This is a genomic window from Desulfogranum marinum (assembly GCF_016918565.1).
GTDB classification, from domain to species: Bacteria; Desulfobacterota; Desulfobulbia; order Desulfobulbales; family Desulfobulbaceae; genus Desulfogranum; species Desulfogranum marinum.
The window spans coordinates 280970-299468 of sequence record NZ_JAFFQD010000001.1; the positions used below are offsets into that span (position 1 = coordinate 280970).

Consider the following 18499-nt stretch of genomic DNA (forward strand, 5'->3'; position numbering starts at 1 on the left):
GAACATATGGTGACTACACGTAACTCTTCAGCAAAGGTCTACAAACTGACAATCTACCCCGAACTGTAAGGGTTTAGCAGTGCTCAAAATGTTAACAAACTGACCGATTTAGCAGATAAATACCGACTTCGACACATCGGTATGCTGAGCGGGAAGGTCATGGAGAGCTGGGGTGCTGCTGAAGAGTTATGATTACACAAACAGGAACAGACAATGAATGAATCAATTTTAGGCACAATACAGACAAAGGCACATAGCCTCTGGGAACAAGAAGGTATTCTTGACGAAAACATCCACATCAATGCACGTACCCTAAGCACAGAAGAAGCCATTGGTAACCCGGAAGGTGATGACTTCCCTCTACAGAGAGGCAAAGAAAAATTAATGGAAGCTGAATTTCGAAACGCCCGCGGTCAGGCGTTCACAGACCGTTTCGGCAATTTCAATTCCCCGCTACGCGAAATTGTAGAGATGAAACTCGATAATAATTTTCGCAGGGCAATTTTTGTATCCGCATTCAATGCTGTTCAACGTAGTCTCAGGCAAACAGAAAAAACTATCCACTGCCGCGACAAAGGCCCGGCTCTCTGCGCACCACAATTTGTAAAACACATCATGGAAAACTATGGAAAGGTTCGCATTACCATGATCGGTTATCAGCCGGCAATGATAGAAGCCTTTGCTGAAAACTTTGAGCTTCGAATAGTTGACCTTGACCCCGACAATATCGGTAGCCGGAAATGCGGGCTCACCATCGAAGGCCCGGATAATACCGAGAATGCGATTAACGATGCTGAATTGTTAGTTGTTACGGGCTCAACTGTTGTCAACGACACTCTGGGTGATTTTTTGCTAGAAAACAAGCCAACGATATTTTTTGGAACAACCGTGGCAGCCGCAGCCGACCTTATGGGTTGGAACCGTTTTTGTTGCGAAAGCAGCTAACCCGGATTTCTCATCAATAAAGTTTTTCGCAGGGCAAGGCACAAGCCGCGCAGCAGGTAGCGAAGACTCCGGGTAGCGAAGACTCCGGGTAGTAAACTACCGCAAGTGGTTTGCAACGCAGATCCTGCGGAAAAATCTATTGATCCGAAGGGGCAACTTTTTGATTAAAAACGAAAAACAGACTGTTAATTGGGAGTCTACTCTTTAAGTAAAAATATCAATCATTTGAATTTAAAGTCAAAAAGTTCATGAGTAATCCTGGCTGATTCTACAGAAATAGTTGCAACCATCCAGTGTCCGTCCGAAAGCACAACCAACCACAGAACTACACTTACAAAGGACACAAACAAAATATTAATTCTCATTAAACCATCTGTCACGACTTGCTTTTTCCACCTCAACTTTTATAATATTGCACTCATACAAAGTAGCATCATTTAGAACCGCCTTAATCGGCCATAAAGTTTATTCATTCTGCCACCCAGGAGATACCGGACAGTTCCAATGAGTACGGTTTTATTTATTCTTGAAGCAAAAAAAGCACCCAATGTTTGGGAGGATATCCAAACAGTCTATCCTCAAAACGAAATTTTTTCTTTTTACAGCAGCAAAGAAGAAGCAAATGCGGCCAAAACCAAGTTAAAATCGCTCTTAAGCGCACGGTGGAAGGAAAAGTTTAAAAAATACCCTATTCGTATCCGTGAACTTGACCAATAAGAGACCCCCATTGCCCTAATGGACCTTAAAAATTTCAGTGCGCTTAAAGAGTTCTTATGCGGTCTTTCAACCTAGAAAGATAAAAGGGAACTCTTCACTGCGAGGGTGGACACGTATAGAACATCCACTAATTCCAGGGACCGTATGCCGCATTGATACGCTGTGCTTATCCACCCTGTACCGGACGGATCGAGGGGAAAAAGGTAAGCGCAGACTCCGTAATGTCCTGGTTTCACTGTTAAGAAGCTACCACACACAAAATAGCTTCAGATTAAAAAGGTGCCTCCCCTGCCGCAAGGAAGCACACTTTTCGCTCCCGATACCAGCTACCGTCTATTTTGATAAGCGTTTGGAAATACGGTGGTAGGTTTCCTTCAGCTCTTCACCCACAATCTTGGCTTTGGCGATTACCTCTTCTGAAGTTTCAATGGTATCGTCGGCTATTTCAGAGGCCTTGACTTTCACTTGACCCCATTTTTTTTCTGCCTCCTCATACTCTTTCTTGGCATCCATTGAGGCAAGATGCATCTTCACTTTTACTTGATCTCGCTCCTGCTTCACCTTTTGGACCAGCTTGTCAAATTCTTTTTGCAACTCCACAATTCCTCCTTAAACATTTTGTGTACTAAACCTTCGATTGACGAATTTGCTCTTTCAGCCACTTCGTTTTCATTAAATTAATCATTTTTATTAACAAACAAGTCATTTATTATTCTCATGTTATCTTCTGACGCTGTTTTCAAGACATCACGCTCACCACAGGCCCGATATCGGAGTCAGCATTTACCTCCGAGCATTGATTTTCTATAAAATTACGCGGATATCCCAAGCTATTTACTCCGCAAGGCCTGGGTTCCGACATATTAAAGCTGTTGACTTCCAAATTCCAGTCTTGTTACCTTTCTTACAATATAGACTGCCCGGAGAAGAGAAATGGAGAGTTAACTCTTTTGTTCATTTTGTTTTCTCTTTGCAGATTATTCCCTATCGAAAAATTTATTTATTATCTCATCAAATTTATCACACGACAACCTTTCAGCGATGGCTATTTTTTCAGCTTTAAACAGTGCTATATGGTTACATAAAATGCCTTTTGCACTGCTGCTTGGTGTTTTGACAAGTGTATTCTCTGCACAGGCGACGACTTTTCCATTGCCGGCCGAAGGTGTCGACCTTGTTGGGTCGAAGATTGCTGTCAAATCGCTCGCTCAGGAGACCTTGCTTGATATCGCCCGTCAGTTTGATCTGGGGCAGGAAGAAATCCTGCTTGCCAATCCGGACGTAGATCGCTGGATGCCGGGAGAAGGAACAGACGTCACCCTGCCAGGCATGTTTATTTTACCTCGTGCCGACCGTAAAGGAATCGTGCTCAACCTGCCCGAGATGCGACTCTATTATTATCACAAAAGCGAACAGGATAAAAAGCCAATGGTGGCATCCTATCCGGTAAGTGTGGGACGGATGGACTGGACAACCCCGTTGGGAAAAGGTTGGATTGTAAAAAAGGACAAAGATCCGGTTTGGCGCCCACCCGAATCTCTTAAGCTAGAGGCCATCGCTGACGGTGAAGACCCGCTGCCGGATGTGGTTTTACCCGGCCCTGACAACCCTCTTGGAAGTTATGCACTGCGCTTGAGCATCCCTGGTTACCTGATCCACAGTACCAACAAGCCCTTTGGAGTGGGGATGCGGGTGACCCATGGCTGCGTACGGATGTATCCGGAAGACATTGAAGAACTTTTTTCTATTATACCAGTCCAGACCATGGTGCAGATTGTGAACCAGCCAATCAAGCTCGGCTGGCAAAACAATACTCTGTTTATGGAAGTTCACCCATTGATGGATGAAGACCAGAAAAAAAACACGAACCTGATCTGCATGGCCTATGAAATGATACTGACGGAAATCGAAAACATGGACGCAATATTGGATGTAAAAACCATAAAAAAAGCATTGCAGGAGCAAAACGGCATGCCGGTTCCTATCACCGTTTTCGTCTCAAGTGGTTATGAGTTTTGAACAAGGTTAAGTGGATCGGTCCGCAAAGATAAGCGCGCAGGCCCGTAATCAAGTTTGATTTGGCCCCACATTAAGCGAGAACAACAACTAAAAGGTTGTGAACTTGCTGAGATGGAGAACAGGAAAAATATAAACTGGAGAACTGTCAGGGGCAGGATTCCCTCTACTCCCCTTAATTGCGAGCCGCTACAGTTAGAAAATTTTATACTGTATTATGAAAATTGACATATACTACAAGTTAAGCTGATGATTCCAGATGAAAAAGCTTCTGCATATTCAGCCGGTTAAAAAAATTGCTTGGCATCAAGTAGTGGTCTGTTAATTCATTGCATTATGGCATAACCAGTGCTCCTAGCCTGATGAAGAACAACAATGCAGGTTGCCGACAAAATCCTGTTTTTTCACCTCAAAAAAAGCCCTGACTTTAGAACCGTTAACCAGCTATCAGTCTAATTCAGCAATGAAAACCAAATCTACAATCCACAGCCCCATCGGCACCGTTTCGCCCCAAACATCTCCCGCTAATGCGGCGAAAGCCTATTCTGACGCCGCGACTACCCCTCGTCGAACAGTAAGTGATACCACATCGATAATGGGTATACCTGAAGCCGAATTTACGCCAAAAGTTCGCGAAGCGCTTCTAGCTCTCATGCAGGAAGTAGACAATCTGCGTAGAGAGCTAGATGATGTAAAGAAACGTCTTGCTGCGGAAAAACAGATAGCGGACCAGGATCCGCTGCTGCCTATCTATAATCGCAGAGCATTTGTGCGAGAACTGACAAAAATTCAAGCATCAATAGAAAGATATCATGGAAAAGCGAGCCTGGTCTATATTGACCTTAATAATTTCAAAACGATAAATGACAATTATGGTCACCAGGCTGGAGACTATGTTCTGCATGAGTTTTCCAAAAGATTGGTGGAGTCGGTCCGCGAAACTGATGTCGTTGGCAGGCTCGGCGGTGACGAGTTTGGCCTCATTTTATCAAACACGAAACCAGAGGCATCATCTGTTCTGATAAACCGGCTTTCCGAAGGACTTCATACTCGTCCTATTTTTTGGAAAAAGCAACCTCTTGATGTAAGTATGGCCTGTGGGATAGTCACCATTAAGCCCGGAGAGGATGTCCAGGATATCATGGCCATGGCTGACGGTGAGATGTATTTGCAGAAATCGAAATCCAAAGAAGTAAATCGCCCCTAGTTATTGCACACATTGCCAAATTACAGGAGCCTGTCGGCTTGAGTAATTTTTTCTTCAAACCAAGGCATTGTCGGAAAGATAAGCACAGCCATATACTTAACATCGGAGTCCACGCTTACTTTGCAAGTATTATTTTTTAAGCAATAACGAACAGTTGAGGAGAAATGGTTTATGGACTTCCGGCAATGCCGCTATGTGTCCGGACCGAACATACAACACTATCGGTCAGCAGCGGTCACGGTCCATTCGTAACCTGACACGCGCCCAGGTATCGCGATCGCAGACCCGCGAGGAGGCCTCCACCGGAAATTGGATTAAAAACAGATAAAAAACGCCGGATAGGCTTATGCTTACTTAGCATGTGTCCGGTTTAAGCATTATACGGGCCACTACAGTTAGGCGAAAGGTTTCTGCGCGGAAGAGAGACAGAGCCCCATCTTTACGTGGAGGGGCTCCAATGAAAAAGAGTGTGGAAGATTATTTGTACATTGCCTTTTTAAACATACGGTCGATTTTGCTTTCTGTGGTTTTAGAAGTTGCATCGGCGTCCTGGGCCATCGCGTTGGCATTTTGCGCAATCGTTTTTGCCTCTTGAGCAATAGCCTTCGCCTCTTCTGCAGTTTTCAGAGCCGCATCGGCTGTCTGGTTCGCCTGTTGGGCCTGGAGCCTGACGGCATCTAAATCCTTGGTCGTAGCACAACCTGTAAGCCCGATAGCGATGAACAACGCAAGTACTGCAATAGTGTGTCTCATGATTGAATAGCCTCCTTGTTAGGATTTATGGGATGGTATTTCCGGCAGTTCCCCTTACCTCGTAACACTATTAACTATAATGCTGGCAGATTAGACGGGCCATTCTTTTTCTATGTGAAAGATAAAAAAGCGGACTCATCGTATTTCAACCGAAGTTCCGATGCTGATCCATTTCGTAAGGCGATCAATCTGTTCATTGGTCAGGGCAACACAGCCATTGGTCCAATTATATTGTCTATGGACGTGAATATCTCCCTTCCCTATACCGTGTATTCCCAGGTTGCCGCCAAGAATGGTATCCTGAGGAGGAAGACGCCCTGATGCAAAGGCCCGGCGGATTACGTTCCATGTCTTTTTATCAAGATACCCTGCAAGAAAGGCACGTTCTGCATATTCTTGACTGGGATAGCGAAAGCCAAAAAAGCGATGGAAGGACGTATCCTCAGTTATCCAGGCAATGGTAAAATGCCCCAGAGGGGTAGTGTTATCACCTCTTCTTCTATCAGTATCCGCCCCATAACGACCAATTGCGATATCTGTAAAGGTAACCGCTTCCTTGTCACCTTGCATGACTTTCAAGGTAAGCGCTTTGGTGTCTATAAGAATCCAACTTGTATTTTGGCCACCACTCACCGGACAGACCAGCAGAATCGACATGGCAACAACATATACACTGGAAACCAGGGAAGACAATACCGGTCGTATTATGCGCATAAACAGAGACATATATAAACAAAAACAATCTGTTAACAGTATCAAGCGTTCATCATCCACGCTAGCAGTCTTAACACACTTCTTTTATCATAAAAAAACACTGTCGACTCAATGTGCCGATTCTGTCGCTTTTACTTCTTTTTTGTAGGAATCACACCAAGCAGTCAGCCCTCTTTCCTGGCCACCAGATGTCGGCTCACCACAGATAACCAATTATTTTGCATAACAAAATATTTTTCAGGCGAAGATGGATCAAGGTTTGCTTAACATAATTAGACCACCAGCCATCACTGTAATCAATTACGGGTAATCTGAGGAACATAATCATGGCTCAATATACCTGCCCCAGTTGCGGATCAAAATATTTTCTGGCCTCAAAAACAGGTCCGAAAATAATTTTTCAAGTTACACTTGAGCGTACGGTAGAGTTTATCCAATTGGCCACCGGCACTATTAGCGACCTGGTTATTGACACACACAAAATTTATTGCGGTGCTTGTAGCTGGCATGGGAGCTTGAACGAAGTGGTTGAATCACACACAGATTGACAGTATGGAAACCCCATCGTACTACCTGTAACAACAAGAGGCAATCATATGACTTTTATCCAATTTTTTGAAAAACCCGGCTGCATTAACGGCGAAAAACAAAAAAATATTCTGATCGAGGCCGGTAATGATCTTGAATGTATAAATATACTTGAACACCCCTGGAGTCGAGAGGAATTAGCCCCTTTTATTACTGAAAAGGAGCCATCTTTAATCATGAACCATACCGCACCTGCGATTAAGAAAGGAGAAATAGTCCCTGAAAACTTACAACACGATGAAGCGGTTACCCTCATGATCGAAAATCCGATACTCATCAAACGCCCACTCATACGGGTTGACGGCATGTCGATCCAAGGATTTACAGATGAACGGCTTACTCCTTACCTCGGAGCATGGGACGGGAAAGATGATGTCATTACCTGTCCAAACTTACGGTCTATATCCTGTGACGAGAGGAAATAGCCGGAGGGCCGCCCGCCGACGCACCACAAAGCCGAACCGAATACAATTATAGGCCATCTTGAATAATGGCTTAATGGCTTTTATTCAAGATGCCGCATAATAAATTCTAGGCAAAAAACACGCCTCCATATACAAAACCACTCATCACCAGCACGAACCCACCCAAGTTACCCCCACCTCTAACCCGAACTTCCCATTACCTTTTTGATTTCAGCATCAATTGCTTGATATTATTACTTAAAGGCAAATTATACAATGAACTGTCTGTTTTTCGTTTTAAATCAAAAAGCTCCCCCTTCGGGTCAACAGATTTTTCAGCAGGCTCTACGTTACAAACCACTTGTGGCAGTTTACTACAACTGCGTGGTTTGTGCCTTGCCCTGCGAAAAACTTTATTGATGAGAAATCCGGGCCAAGTATGCTTTTCTAAAAAAATACATAACAGTCATATTTTTACAAATAACTAATTTTTATATAACAAAAATGTACATTAAGCCGACCCGTCACTGATCAACCCTTTTAGCGCTAACCCATTTAAAGAAAACAATTAATCGGACTATCAGTCTTTTAAGTACAGCAGTACGCAGACTTTTCCCTCTCGCAAGCAGCATGGCACGCTTCTTGGTATACAAACGACAATTGCAACAATCTTGATAGGCTTGAAGATTTCTCTACAAAAAATTTTACACAAGAGGACAAAAATGAAACTCAAGAAAAAGGTGACCACAGCGCTTGGCATGACGGCTCTTGCCGTGACGATTTCAGCTTCAGCAATGGCTGCCGACACCATCAAAGTCGGCATACTGCATTCCCTTTCAGGCACCATGGCTATTAGTGAAACTACCCTCAAAGACACGATGCTCATGCTGATTGATGAGCAAAACAAAAAAGGTGGCGTTCTGGGCAAAAAACTTGAAGCCGTTGTTGTCGATCCTGCATCCAACTGGCCTCTTTTTGCTGAAAAAGCCAAAGAGCTTATCGAGAAGGAAAAGGTCGTAGCGACATTCGGTTGCTGGACGTCCGTGTCCAGAAAATCGGTTCTTCCGGTTTTCGAAGAACAAAACAGCCTGCTGTTTTACCCAGTACAGTACGAAGGTGAAGAGTCCTCGAGAAACGTTTTTTACACAGGCGCTGCGCCGAACCAACAGGCTATCCCTGCGGTGGATTACTTGATGACCGAGATCGGTGTCAAACGCTGGGTACTTGCAGGCACTGACTATGTTTATCCGCGAACGACCAACAAGATCCTCGAAGCCTACCTTAAGGCAAAAGGGGTTGCAGCTGCCGATATCATGATCAACTATACTCCGTTCGGACACTCTGATTGGCAGTCTATCGTTGCTGATATTAAAAAATTCGGTTCCGAAGGCAAGAAAACCGCAGTGGTTTCAACCATTAATGGTGATGCCAATGTGCCCTTTTACAAAGAACTCGGCAATCAGGGCATCACTGCCGACAATATTCCGGTTGTCGCATTCTCCGTCGGCGAAGAAGAACTCTCAGGTATCGACACCAAACCTCTGGTCGGCCATCTTGCGGCCTGGAACTACTTCATGAGCGTTGACAGCGAAGTAAACGACGCATTCATTGAGAGCTGGCAAAAATTCATCAAAAGTGAAAACCGCGTAACCAATGATCCCATGGAAGCACATTATATCGGTTTCAACATGTGGGTGAAAGCAGTAGAAAAGGCCGGTACAACCGATGCTGAAGCCGTTCAAGACGCGATAATCGGCGTCACTGTTCCCAACCTCTCCGGTGGTTACTCGGCAATGATGCCCAATCACCATATCACCAAGCCCGTACTTATCGGTGAAATTCAAGATGACGGGCAATTCGAGATTGTCTGGCAAACCTCCGGGCTTGAGGTTGGTGACGCATGGTCTGATTACCTGGAAGGTTCAAAAGACCTGATCTCCGACTGGCGTAAGCCTCTTTCCTGCGGTGCATACAATGTGGTGACCGCCAAGTGCTCGGGTACAAACTAAAAATCCCCCTCCTCTCCCCGGAAATTTACATACTTTCCGGGGAGTACTCTGAGTATCCTCAACCACCAAATAAGCCATGAATACGGTCCTCCAATTTATCATAACGGGTTTACTTTTCTGCCTACCGATACTCTCCACGTCAGTTGCCTTTGGTGCCACTCAATCAGCGGAATTCGAGCAAGGAGTTCAACTCCTGGCAAGCAAGAGTTTCACTGAAAAAGAGCAGGCTATTCACATGATCGGTAACAGCGGCGACCCGTTAGCCATCAAGACCCTACAGGCCGTATATGCAGGCAAACTTTTTTTTGTAAAAAAAGACAAAACCCTTGTCTACGGCGAGCCCGACGGATCAACGTATTCAGTTACCGATTTCATATCAGGAGAAGACCTCGGGCTTATAAAAAAAAGAAAACTCAAAAAGATCACCATCAACAATAAGCTGCGCGGGGTTTTAAAAAGTGTTCTGGCAGGATTGAACCTCCAGCACCCTGATCCAAAACAACGATTGGCGGCAGCAGAGGAAATTCTGACAGGATTAAACCCTGAGCTGATAACCTTACTGAAAAAAAGCTTACTAACAGAGCAGGACCCGGAAGTACGGGAAGCGCTGACATCCGCTCTTGCGGTAGCAGGGCTGCACCACCAGGACCCTCAACAACGACTGGCTTCCCTGGCGTTGATTGCCGGCAACCTGAACCCGGTTGTGAAAAATGCTATCCAGGCGCTGATTGAAAAAGAGAATGATCCGATTGTCCTCAAAAAGGCTGAAGCCGCGTTAAAGGTAATCGAAGCCAAATCAACATGGTATGCGCGACTGGAAACATTATTTTTCGGCCTGAGCCTAGGCTCAGTTCTAGTGTTAGCAGCCATAGGTTTAGCCATAACCTTCGGCGTCATCGGCGTGATCAACATGGCCCATGGCGAACTGATTATGCTGGGTGCCTATACCACCTACGTACTCCAACAGCTCATGCCCAATTACATTGGTCTTGCCCTGGCCCTCTCCATACCGGCAGCCTTTTGCGTATCGGGCTTAACAGGCATCCTGATCGAAAAGTCTGTGATTCGCTTTCTCTATGGACGCCCCCTGGAAACACTGCTGGCCACCTTTGGGATTAGCCTGGTCCTGCAACAAACCGTACGTTCAATATTTTCACCGCTGAACCGAAGCGTCGCCACTCCCGACTGGATGAGCGGCTCGCTGGTTATCAACCCGCTCCTTTCGCTGACAACCAACAGGGTAACCATTTTCCTCTTTGCCATGATTGTTTTTGCAGGTCTGTTCGTCCTCCTGAAAAAAAGCTCACTTGGCCTTAATGTACGGGCAGTCGCTCAAAATAGAAACATGGCCCGGGCCATGGGCGTTAAAGCAGCCCGGGTTGACGCCCTTACCTTCGGCCTTGGGTCCGGCATTGCAGGTATCGCCGGTGTCGCACTTTCTCAGTTGACCAATGTCGGCCCAAACCTCGGTCAGGCATATATAATCGACTCATTTATGGTCGTTGTATTCGGCGGTGTTGGCAATTTGTGGGGAACACTTGTTGGCGGCTTATCCCTTGGTATAGCCAATAAATTTCTGGAACCGTGGATCGGTGCTGTTCTCGCAAAAATTATCATTCTTATTTTCATTATCCTTTTTATCCAGAAACGTCCCCAGGGTCTTTTCCCGCAAAAGGGCCGAGCTGCGGAGTAAGTCATGTCGATAATCAAATCACTCTACAGAGACAAAGTCGGCATGGTCATGCTTACCTTGCTCACGCTTATGGCCGTGATCATACCGGCATGCAATCAGGTGTTTCCGGAAGGTCACACCTTCCATATTTCCACCTTTACCATGACCTTGCTGGGAAAATACCTCTGCTATGCCTTACTGGCACTCTCAGTGGATCTGGTTTGGGGATACCTCGGTATCCTCAGCCTCGGCCACGGTGCTTTTTTCGGCCTTGGCGGTTATGCAATGGGCATGTACCTGATGCGACAGATTGGCGATCGAGGCGTCTACGGCAACCCCCTGCTCCCTGACTTTATGGTCTTCTTGAATTGGCAGGAACTGCCATGGTTCTGGCATGGATTTAACTGGTTTGCCTTTGCCATGCTCATGGTCATGCTGGCCCCGGCGGCGCTGGCCTTTATTTTCGGCTGGTTTGCCTTTAAATCGAGAGTTACGGGTGTATATCTGTCCATTATCACCCAGGCCATGACCTATGCGCTCCTCCTTGCTTTTTTCAGAAATGAAATGGGATTCGGCGGCAACAACGGCTTAACCGACTTCAAAGACATTCTTGGTTTTTCGCTGCAAAACGATGCCACCAAAGCCGGGTTATTTATGGCCTCTGCAATCGCATTAATTTTAGGATATATCAGTTGTCGCTACATCACCCAATCCAAGCTTGGCCGCGTCTGCACCGCTATTCGCGACCAGGAATCGCGCGTACGCTTTCTCGGCTACAGAGTTGAACATGCCAAGCTCTTTATCTTTACCTTTTCCGCCGTTCTTGCCGGTATCGCTGGAGCACTGTATGTACCACAGGTAGGCATTATCAACCCCACCGAATTTTCCCCTCTTAATTCCATCGAGATTGTTATATGGGTGGCTGTGGGCGGCCGCGCAACGCTTTACGGAGCTGTTGCCGGAGCACTGGTGGTCAACTATGCTAAAAGTTATCTTACTGCTGCATTTCCGGATGCCTGGCTGTTCGGTTTAGGTGCCCTTTTTATTCTTGTCACGCTTTTTCTTCCGCAAGGCATTTCCGGCGGGATCACAGCACTTTTCAAAAAGAAGGAGGCAAGATGATGGCCACGCTTGAATCCATGCATCCTGTTTTTAGCCGAAACGAAGTATTTGAATTCCTCAAGCCGGAAGTCCCCCCTTCTCTTGATCTTGATCGAGGGGTGATACTCTACCTTGAGGGAATCAGTGTCAGCTTTGACGGCTTCAAAGCCATTAATGATTTGAATCTCTATATTGACGACGGTGAGCTACGCTGCATCATCGGACCTAATGGTGCAGGCAAGACCACCATGATGGATATCATTACCGGAAAAACAACCCCTGATACCGGGTCTGCATGGTTTGGTCAAAATATCAACCTGCTGAAACTTGATGAACCGGAAATTGCCGCTGCCGGTATTGGCCGAAAATTTCAAAAACCAACTGTCTTTGAAAATCATACGACGTACGAAAACCTTGAACTTGCCATGGCCGGCAACAAGGGTATTATGGCTACTCTTGGCGCAAAGCTTTCCAGTGAGCAGCAAGACAGAATAGCTGAAGCACTGATGTTGATTGGTCTGGTAGAGCAAGCAAAAATCCAAGCAGGAGCCCTCTCACACGGCCAGAAACAATGGCTTGAGATCGGGATGCTCCTTATGCAGAATCCCAAGCTGGTCCTCATCGATGAGCCGGTCGCGGGCATGACCCATCAGGAGATGGATCGTACGGCAGAACTCCTTCATAATCTTGCCGGGGAGCATTCCGTAGTTGTAGTTGAGCATGATATGGATTTTATCCGTTCCATTGCCCAAAAAGTTACAGTACTCCATCAGGGAAGTGTTCTGGCCGAAGGCAACATGGACGACATTCAAAATAATCAAAAGGTAATCGAAGTCTACCTTGGAGGATAACAGCTACATGCTTTCCATTAACAAGCTCAACCAGTATTACGGAGAAAGCCATACACTCTGGGACTTGACCGTCGATATTGAATCCGGCAGTTGCACCGTACTCATGGGAAGAAATGGTGTCGGCAAAACAACGTTGCTTGAATGCATAATGGGATTACTTCCCATTCGCTCCGGATCAATCCTTTACCAGGAACAGGAACTAACCAAACAGGCCGCTGAACTCCGGGCCCGCTCCGGCATTGGTTATGTACCCCAAGGCCGCCAGATATTCCCACTACTCACGGTTGAAGAAAACCTCCGCATCGGACTCGGCGCAACACGAAGCGATACCAAGGAAATACCGGAACTCGTCTTCCAGCTCTTCCCCGTGCTGCAAGAAATGCTTGGCAGAAGAGGTGGGGATCTTTCCGGAGGACAGCAACAGCAACTTGCCATCGGCCGAGCACTGGTTCTTCGTCCAGACCTCTTAATCCTCGACGAGCCCACCGAAGGGATTCAACCAAATATTGTTCAGGAAATAGGACAGATCATAAAAAAAATTAACAAGGAATTTGGTTTGACCGTACTGCTGGTTGAGCAAAAACTCCCTTTTGCGAGGATGGTCGCAGATAATTTTTTCATCATGGACAGGGGACGTTGCGTAGAATCCGGTGCGATATCACAGCTCAATGAGCATATGGTCAAGGAATACCTCACGGTATAAAACGATGCTCCTTACTACGCAAAAAGAGGTGCCGATTTGCCAAAACGGTACCCATAACAGCGGGTGGCACGCCTCTCTCAATCTTGAAATCAGCAAAAAAGGGAAAAAAAGCATCATCAGCAAAAGTAGGCAAAAAGGGCCGCTCACAGTACAAAGCCCTTTCTACCCCGAAGGATCACTCTGCCACCTTTATCTGCTACATCCACCTGCCGGGATTGTCGGTGGTGACCACCTGGAACTCAACATAACCACCCACAATAAAGGGCAACTCCTGGTCACGACCCCCGGTGCAACAAAGTTTTACCGTACCAACGGCAGGCAGGCTGCGCAGAACCAGTACTTCAAGCTATGTGCAGGCACTTCACTTGAATGGCTGCCCCAAGAAACAATCTACTACCCTGACGCTAGAGCACGTTTGCAAACCACTGTACACCTGGAAGATACGGCAACTTTTCTCGGCTGGGAAATACACTGTCTCGGCTTACCGGTGAACGGGAAGGATTTTGAGCAGGGGCAGGCTGAAATACGATTAAACATATACAGAAATAAAAAACCGCTGCTGCTGGAAGCGCTCAATATTACCAAGGAAAAAAAGCCATTCCAGGCTGCTTTCCTGCAGAACAAGCCGGTTGTCGGATCGTTTGTGGCCACTGGTGCCGACAACTCACTCTTAGAGTCACTCAGGGAGCGCTTGGCTCACTCTCAACAGGATCTTTGGGCTGCAACCCTCCTTGATGACATGCTGATTGTCCGCTATCTTGGCACCAGCACCGTTCAAGCCGGAGAACTGTTTCTAATGGCATGGAAACATGTGCGACCTCACATACTGGGACGGGAAGCAACCCCGCCAAGGATCTGGGCGACGTGACTAGGTTACCCTGCACGACGTCTTTAATAGTATCAAAGTGAGTGATCCCTGTTTTTTCACACAACGAAATCATGGAGAGAGGTAAATAATGCATCTGACACCAAGAGAAAAAGACAAACTCCTGTTATTCACCGCAGCCCTGCTTGCAGAAAGACGGCTGGCAAGGGGAGTAAAACTCAATCATCCAGAGGCAATCGCTCTGATAAGTGCGGCCATACTTGAAGGTGCAAGAGACGGCAAGACTGTTGAAGAGCTGATGCATGAAGGCCGCGAAGTTTTGACCAGCGAGCAGGTAATGGAGGGGGTCGCGGAGATGATCGGTGACGTACAGGTCGAGGCGACATTTCCTGACGGGACCAAGCTGGTTACGGTACACAACCCTATAGTTTAAGACTCTCACCCGACAGAATCCTAACAACAATATCTATTTATAGTTGAGTCTGTTGATTTACTAGAATTTCCGTTCAAGGTCGAGGCATAATGAAAAACAACCACAGGCATATATCTGATATTCCGAGGATTATTTTTTCATTATAACAAAGAGATTGGGCGAAAAGACAGTAAATCAACAGGCCCATAGACGGGGGATACATTGATGACACCTGGAGAAATAATCTGCAAAGAAGGGGAAATAGAATTAAATGCCGGCCGGGAAACAACACGTCTACTGGTTGCCAATCTCGGCGACAGACCGATTCAGGTTGGTTCGCATTTTCATTTTTACGAAGTTAACGAAGCGCTTGATTTTCCACGCGAGCAGAGCAAAGGCTATCGACTCAACATCCCAGCCGGGACCGCTGTCCGCTTTGAGCCCGGCCAGGAACGTACTGTCGAACTTGTTGCCTATGCCGGTAAAAGAAAGGTCTACGGCTTTAACGCAAAAATCATGGGTGCACTGGAGGATTAAGCGATGGTGACTATTTCAAGAAAGGCATACGCGGAAATGTTCGGCCCTACCACCGGCGACAGGGTCCGCCTTGGCGACACCGAGTTGTTTGCTGAAGTGGAAAAGGACTACACTACTTACGGCGATGAAGTAAAATTCGGCGGCGGCAAGGTAATCCGGGACGGTATGGGACAATGCCAGGAGGTACAAGACAAGGTTGTTGATGTTGTCATCACCAACGCGCTTATCGTTGATCATACCGGCATTTTCAAGGCTGATATAGGTATCAAGGATGGGCGAATTGCCGCCATCGGCAAGGCTGGCAACCCTGATGTTCAACCGGGAGTTGACATTCTGGTCGGCCCGGGAACTGAAGCCATTGCCGGAGAAGGTTCGATTATAACCGCCGGAGGAGTGGATTCCCACATCCACTTCATCTGCCCCCAGCAGGTGGAAGAGGCACTGATGTCGGGCATTACCACCATGCTCGGCGGCGGAACCGGACCGGCAACGGGCACCAACGCCACCACGTGTACGCCCGGCCCCTGGAATATCCACCGCATGCTCCAGGCCTCTGATGAGCTGCCGATGAACCTCGGCTACCTCGGCAAGGGAAATGCCAGTCTCACGCCTGCCCTGGACGAACAAATACTTGCCGGAGCAATGGGCCTGAAGCTGCACGAAGATTGGGGAACCACTCCGGCTGCCATTGACGCGTGCCTAAGGGTTGCCGAGGACCATGACGTGCAGGTCGCTATCCACACAGACACCTTAAACGAATCCGGTTTTGTCGAAAATACCATTGAAGCATTTAAAAGCCGGACGATCCATACCTACCATACCGAAGGTGCGGGCGGTGGACATGCTCCGGATATTATCAAGGCGTGCGGCCTTGCAAATGTGCTCCCTTCGTCAACCAATCCTACCAGGCCATACACGGTTAACACGATCGCGGAACACCTTGACATGCTCATGGTCTGCCACCATCTCGATCCCAAAATTGCTGAAGATGTCGCCTTTGCTGAATCACGGATTCGCAGAGAGACGATCGCCGCGGAAGATATTCTTCACGACCTGGGCGCATTTTCCATGATTGCTTCCGACTCACAGGCTATGGGCAGAGTTGGTGAAGTTATTTGCAGAACCTGGCAAACAGCCCACAAGATGAAGGTACAACGAGGCAGCCTTGCCGAAGACACCGGTAAAAACGACAATATGCGCATACGACGTTACATTGCTAAATACACCATCAACCCTGCCATTGCCCACGGCATAGCGCATGAAGTCGGGTCGGTCGAGGTGGGCAAGCTTGCCGACCTGGTTCTGTGGAAGCCCCAATTTTTCGGCGCTAAGCCCCAGCTGATCATCAAAGGCGGCATGATTGCAGCTGCTCCCATGGGCGACCCCAATGCATCGATCCCTACACCCCAACCGGTGCATTATCGTCCCATGTTCGGCGCCCTCGGCGGCAGCCGCTATGCAACGACCCTTAGCTTTGTCTCCAAAGCCGCTTATGACCAGGGCATCGGGGATCAATTACAGCTGCAAAGCCTGCTCAGCTATTGTAAGGGATGTCGATCCTTGACTAAAAAAGACATGATCCACAATAATTACCAGCCAACCATAGAGGTTGATCCGCAAACATACGAGGTCAGGGCTGACGGCCAGTTACTTGTATGTGAACCTGCGGCCGTCTTACCGTTGGCCCAGCGATACTTTTTGTTTTAACCCTACCCAAAGACGCACCATGATAGAATTTATCGAAAAAATTACGGATTGCGGACTGCAGCCGATCACCACCCTCACTCTCCCTTTGGACCTGAGACAAAAAAGCAGACAACGGGTGACACTCGACAACGGACAGGAAGCAGTGCTTGTTTTAAAAAGAGGGACGGTTCTACATAATAACGACCTGCTGCTTTCCACTCAGCAAACCGTTGCCCAGGTTCGAGCAGCGGACGAGCTGCTTTCCGTGGTCGAATCCAACGATCCTTTACTTATTGCCAAAGCATGTTATCACCTGGGCAATCGGCATATGCCGCTCCAGATTGAGGCAGGCCGACTTTGCTATCTGCACGACCATGTGCTTGACGACATGCTGCGTGGCCTTGGGCTCGAAGTAAATCAAATCACCGTTCCTTTTGAGCCGGAACCTGGGGCATACGGGGGGGCCTCAACAGGCCATCACCATGGCCACTGAAATGTTGCCACTCTTTCGGCTGCTGCAGCTGGTGAGTCCCTCTCTGCCCACGGGGGGATTTACCTATTCCCAAGGGCTTGAATGGGCGGTTGAATGCGACTGGGTACATGACCACCGGAGTTTGATCGACTGGCTGCAATCGATTCTCCACTCCGGATTCGTCGAACTGGAACTGCCGCTCCTCAAAAGACTGTACGCCGCCGCCCAAAAGCAGGATCTAGTCACTTTTCTCCATTGGAGCGAATTCGCGCTAGCCTGCCGGGAAACAAAAGAATTACGGCTTGAAGAAATGAATCGTGGCCGGGCTATGGCCAAGATTGTACAAGAGCTCGACCACACAACTGATCCACAGTGGCTCGAGGCCGTCCGCCAATGCCAGTTAGCCGGATTTGCCCTTGCAGCCTTGAGGTGGGATATCAACCTGCAGAATGCCGCACTTGGCTACACTTGGAGCTGGCTTGAAAACATGGTGATGGCGGCAGTCAAGCTCATCCCACTTGGCCAAACCTCCGGCCAACAGGCACTCCATTACCTCAGCACCCATACCCCCGAGGTGGTGAAAGCAGGTTTAGCAATAAAAGATGAAGAAATAGCAGGCTCGTGCCCGGCGTTTACCATTGGTTCATGCCTGCATGAAACACAATATACGCGATTATTCAGATCGTAAGTAACTGTTAGCAGCACCCCATCTACGCACCGCACGATCAGGCAGGAAAACATAGCTTTACTATAGTTATCCTGCCTGCTTGTACGTATCTGGAGCACTGCTAAACAGTTACAGAACGAGGGCAAGACGGAAGCTATTTATTACTCGCGTCTATGTTAAATTTGAGCAAACGACAGCCTTTATATGTGCCCATCAAGA

The 18499-nt window shown here is 47.4% G+C and carries 20 protein-coding genes; 17 read left to right on the plus strand and 3 right to left on the minus strand.

Going from position 1 to position 18499, the window contains the following annotated elements; genetic code table 11:
* Window positions 1-213 precede the first annotated feature (213 nt).
* Both JWH17_RS01190 and JWH17_RS01195 read left to right on the plus strand, forming a co-directional pair.
* Window positions 214-945 (plus strand): Rossmann-like domain-containing protein, encoded by a 732-nt coding sequence (locus JWH17_RS01190; protein WP_205220721.1) that lies wholly within the window; start codon window positions 214-216, stop codon window positions 943-945.
* A 504-nt stretch (window positions 946-1449) separates the two neighbouring features.
* Window positions 1450-1662, plus strand: coding sequence for a hypothetical protein (locus tag JWH17_RS01195; protein ID WP_205220722.1), 213 nt, complete (start codon window positions 1450-1452; stop codon window positions 1660-1662).
* Between the two features lie 333 nt (window positions 1663-1995).
* Here the strand turns inward: JWH17_RS01195 and JWH17_RS01200 are convergent, their stop codons facing one another.
* Window positions 1996-2262 carry a hypothetical protein gene (locus JWH17_RS01200; protein ID WP_205220723.1) on the minus strand — a complete coding sequence of 89 codons (267 nt, stop codon included), beginning with the start codon at window positions 2260-2262 and terminating at the stop codon, window positions 1996-1998.
* Window positions 2263-2748: 486 nt separating this feature from the next.
* Between JWH17_RS01200 and JWH17_RS01205 the strand changes: the two genes are divergently transcribed.
* Window positions 2749-3681 carry a L,D-transpeptidase family protein gene (locus tag JWH17_RS01205; protein ID WP_205220724.1) on the plus strand — a complete coding sequence of 311 codons (933 nt, stop codon included), beginning with the start codon at window positions 2749-2751 and terminating at the stop codon, window positions 3679-3681.
* Between the two features lie 460 nt (window positions 3682-4141).
* A complete protein-coding gene (locus tag JWH17_RS01210) occupies window positions 4142-4885 on the plus strand; it encodes a GGDEF domain-containing protein (protein WP_205220725.1) in 744 nt (247 codons plus the stop codon).
* Between the two features lie 477 nt (window positions 4886-5362).
* On the opposite strand, the gene JWH17_RS01215 is transcribed toward JWH17_RS01210, so the two are convergent.
* Window positions 5363-5638, minus strand: coding sequence for an Lpp/OprI family alanine-zipper lipoprotein (locus JWH17_RS01215; protein ID WP_205220726.1), 276 nt, complete (start codon window positions 5636-5638; stop codon window positions 5363-5365).
* A 135-nt stretch (window positions 5639-5773) separates the two neighbouring features.
* Window positions 5774-6352: a L,D-transpeptidase family protein gene (locus tag JWH17_RS01220; protein ID WP_205220727.1), complete on the minus strand. Its 579-nt coding sequence runs from the start codon at window positions 6350-6352 to the stop codon at window positions 5774-5776.
* Between the two features lie 326 nt (window positions 6353-6678).
* Here JWH17_RS01220 and JWH17_RS01225 point away from each other — a divergent pair, with 326 nt between their 5' ends.
* From JWH17_RS01225 to JWH17_RS01285, 13 genes are all read left to right on the plus strand, one after another.
* Complete coding sequence (locus JWH17_RS01225; protein WP_205220728.1) at window positions 6679-6900, plus strand: hypothetical protein; 222 nt, start codon at window positions 6679-6681, stop codon at window positions 6898-6900.
* Between the two features lie 48 nt (window positions 6901-6948).
* Window positions 6949-7365 carry an ArsC/Spx/MgsR family protein gene (locus JWH17_RS01230; RefSeq protein WP_205220729.1) on the plus strand — a complete coding sequence of 139 codons (417 nt, stop codon included), beginning with the start codon at window positions 6949-6951 and terminating at the stop codon, window positions 7363-7365.
* A gap of 701 nt (window positions 7366-8066) precedes the next feature.
* On the plus strand, window positions 8067-9353 hold the full coding sequence (gene urtA / locus JWH17_RS01235) for an urea ABC transporter substrate-binding protein (protein WP_205220730.1): 1287 nt from the start codon (window positions 8067-8069) through the stop codon (window positions 9351-9353).
* Window positions 9354-9429: 76 nt separating this feature from the next.
* Window positions 9430-11046: an urea ABC transporter permease subunit UrtB gene (gene urtB, locus JWH17_RS01240; RefSeq protein ID WP_205220731.1), complete on the plus strand. Its 1617-nt coding sequence runs from the start codon at window positions 9430-9432 to the stop codon at window positions 11044-11046.
* 3 nt (window positions 11047-11049) lie between these two features.
* Window positions 11050-12147, plus strand: a complete 1098-nt coding sequence (gene urtC / locus JWH17_RS01245) for an urea ABC transporter permease subunit UrtC (RefSeq protein WP_205220732.1) — start codon at window positions 11050-11052, stop codon at window positions 12145-12147.
* Window positions 12147-12977, plus strand: coding sequence for an urea ABC transporter ATP-binding protein UrtD (urtD, locus tag JWH17_RS01250; RefSeq protein ID WP_369125031.1), 831 nt, complete (start codon window positions 12147-12149; stop codon window positions 12975-12977). The genes urtC and urtD overlap by 1 nt, the downstream gene beginning before the upstream one ends.
* 7 nt (window positions 12978-12984) lie before the next feature.
* The gene (gene urtE / locus JWH17_RS01255; protein WP_205220733.1) at window positions 12985-13680 is read left to right on the plus strand and encodes an urea ABC transporter ATP-binding subunit UrtE; all 696 of its coding nucleotides are present in this window, start codon (window positions 12985-12987) and stop codon (window positions 13678-13680) included.
* Between the two features lie 4 nt (window positions 13681-13684).
* Window positions 13685-14548, plus strand: coding sequence for an urease accessory protein UreD (locus tag JWH17_RS01260; RefSeq protein WP_205220734.1), 864 nt, complete (start codon window positions 13685-13687; stop codon window positions 14546-14548).
* Between the two features lie 88 nt (window positions 14549-14636).
* Window positions 14637-14939: an urease subunit gamma gene (locus JWH17_RS01265; RefSeq protein WP_205220735.1), complete on the plus strand. Its 303-nt coding sequence runs from the start codon at window positions 14637-14639 to the stop codon at window positions 14937-14939.
* A 204-nt stretch (window positions 14940-15143) separates the two neighbouring features.
* Window positions 15144-15455 carry an urease subunit beta gene (locus JWH17_RS01270; RefSeq protein ID WP_205220736.1) on the plus strand — a complete coding sequence of 104 codons (312 nt, stop codon included), beginning with the start codon at window positions 15144-15146 and terminating at the stop codon, window positions 15453-15455.
* A 3-nt stretch (window positions 15456-15458) separates the two neighbouring features.
* Complete coding sequence (gene ureC / locus JWH17_RS01275) at window positions 15459-17162, plus strand: urease subunit alpha (RefSeq protein WP_205220737.1); 1704 nt, start codon at window positions 15459-15461, stop codon at window positions 17160-17162.
* A 19-nt stretch (window positions 17163-17181) separates the two neighbouring features.
* Complete coding sequence (gene ureE / locus JWH17_RS01280; RefSeq protein WP_205220738.1) at window positions 17182-17634, plus strand: urease accessory protein UreE; 453 nt, start codon at window positions 17182-17184, stop codon at window positions 17632-17634.
* Entirely contained in the window at window positions 17624-18301 is a 678-nt protein-coding gene (locus JWH17_RS01285; protein WP_205220739.1) for an urease accessory protein UreF, read from the plus strand. The genes ureE and JWH17_RS01285 overlap by 11 nt, the downstream gene beginning before the upstream one ends.
* The last annotated feature ends 198 nt before the right edge of the window (window positions 18302-18499 follow it).

Excerpts from the sequence above, each read along its gene's own strand:
- JWH17_RS01220 (WP_205220727.1), bottom strand. The coding sequence starts at position 6,352 with ATGCGCATAATACGACCGGTATTGTCTTCCCTGGTTTCCAGTGTATAT.
- JWH17_RS01210 (WP_205220725.1), top strand. The coding sequence starts at position 4,142 with ATGAAAACCAAATCTACAATCCACAGCCCCATCGGCACCGTTTCGCCC.
- JWH17_RS01190 (WP_205220721.1), top strand. The coding sequence starts at position 214 with ATGAATGAATCAATTTTAGGCACAATACAGACAAAGGCACATAGCCTC.
- urtC (WP_205220732.1), top strand. The coding sequence starts at position 11,050 with ATGTCGATAATCAAATCACTCTACAGAGACAAAGTCGGCATGGTCATG.
- urtB (WP_205220731.1), top strand. The coding sequence starts at position 9,430 with ATGAATACGGTCCTCCAATTTATCATAACGGGTTTACTTTTCTGCCTA.
- urtE (WP_205220733.1), top strand. The coding sequence starts at position 12,985 with ATGCTTTCCATTAACAAGCTCAACCAGTATTACGGAGAAAGCCATACA.
- urtD (WP_369125031.1), top strand. The coding sequence starts at position 12,147 with ATGGCCACGCTTGAATCCATGCATCCTGTTTTTAGCCGAAACGAAGTA.
- ureE (WP_205220738.1), top strand. The coding sequence starts at position 17,182 with ATGATAGAATTTATCGAAAAAATTACGGATTGCGGACTGCAGCCGATC.
- JWH17_RS01260 (WP_205220734.1), top strand. The coding sequence starts at position 13,685 with ATGCTCCTTACTACGCAAAAAGAGGTGCCGATTTGCCAAAACGGTACC.
- JWH17_RS01270 (WP_205220736.1), top strand. The coding sequence starts at position 15,144 with ATGACACCTGGAGAAATAATCTGCAAAGAAGGGGAAATAGAATTAAAT.
- JWH17_RS01215 (WP_205220726.1), bottom strand. The coding sequence starts at position 5,638 with ATGAGACACACTATTGCAGTACTTGCGTTGTTCATCGCTATCGGGCTT.
- JWH17_RS01225 (WP_205220728.1), top strand. The coding sequence starts at position 6,679 with ATGGCTCAATATACCTGCCCCAGTTGCGGATCAAAATATTTTCTGGCC.
- urtA (WP_205220730.1), top strand. The coding sequence starts at position 8,067 with ATGAAACTCAAGAAAAAGGTGACCACAGCGCTTGGCATGACGGCTCTT.
- JWH17_RS01195 (WP_205220722.1), top strand. The coding sequence starts at position 1,450 with ATGAGTACGGTTTTATTTATTCTTGAAGCAAAAAAAGCACCCAATGTT.
- ureC (WP_205220737.1), top strand. The coding sequence starts at position 15,459 with ATGGTGACTATTTCAAGAAAGGCATACGCGGAAATGTTCGGCCCTACC.
- JWH17_RS01205 (WP_205220724.1), top strand. The coding sequence starts at position 2,749 with ATGCCTTTTGCACTGCTGCTTGGTGTTTTGACAAGTGTATTCTCTGCA.
- JWH17_RS01265 (WP_205220735.1), top strand. The coding sequence starts at position 14,637 with ATGCATCTGACACCAAGAGAAAAAGACAAACTCCTGTTATTCACCGCA.
- JWH17_RS01230 (WP_205220729.1), top strand. The coding sequence starts at position 6,949 with ATGACTTTTATCCAATTTTTTGAAAAACCCGGCTGCATTAACGGCGAA.
- JWH17_RS01285 (WP_205220739.1), top strand. The coding sequence starts at position 17,624 with ATGGCCACTGAAATGTTGCCACTCTTTCGGCTGCTGCAGCTGGTGAGT.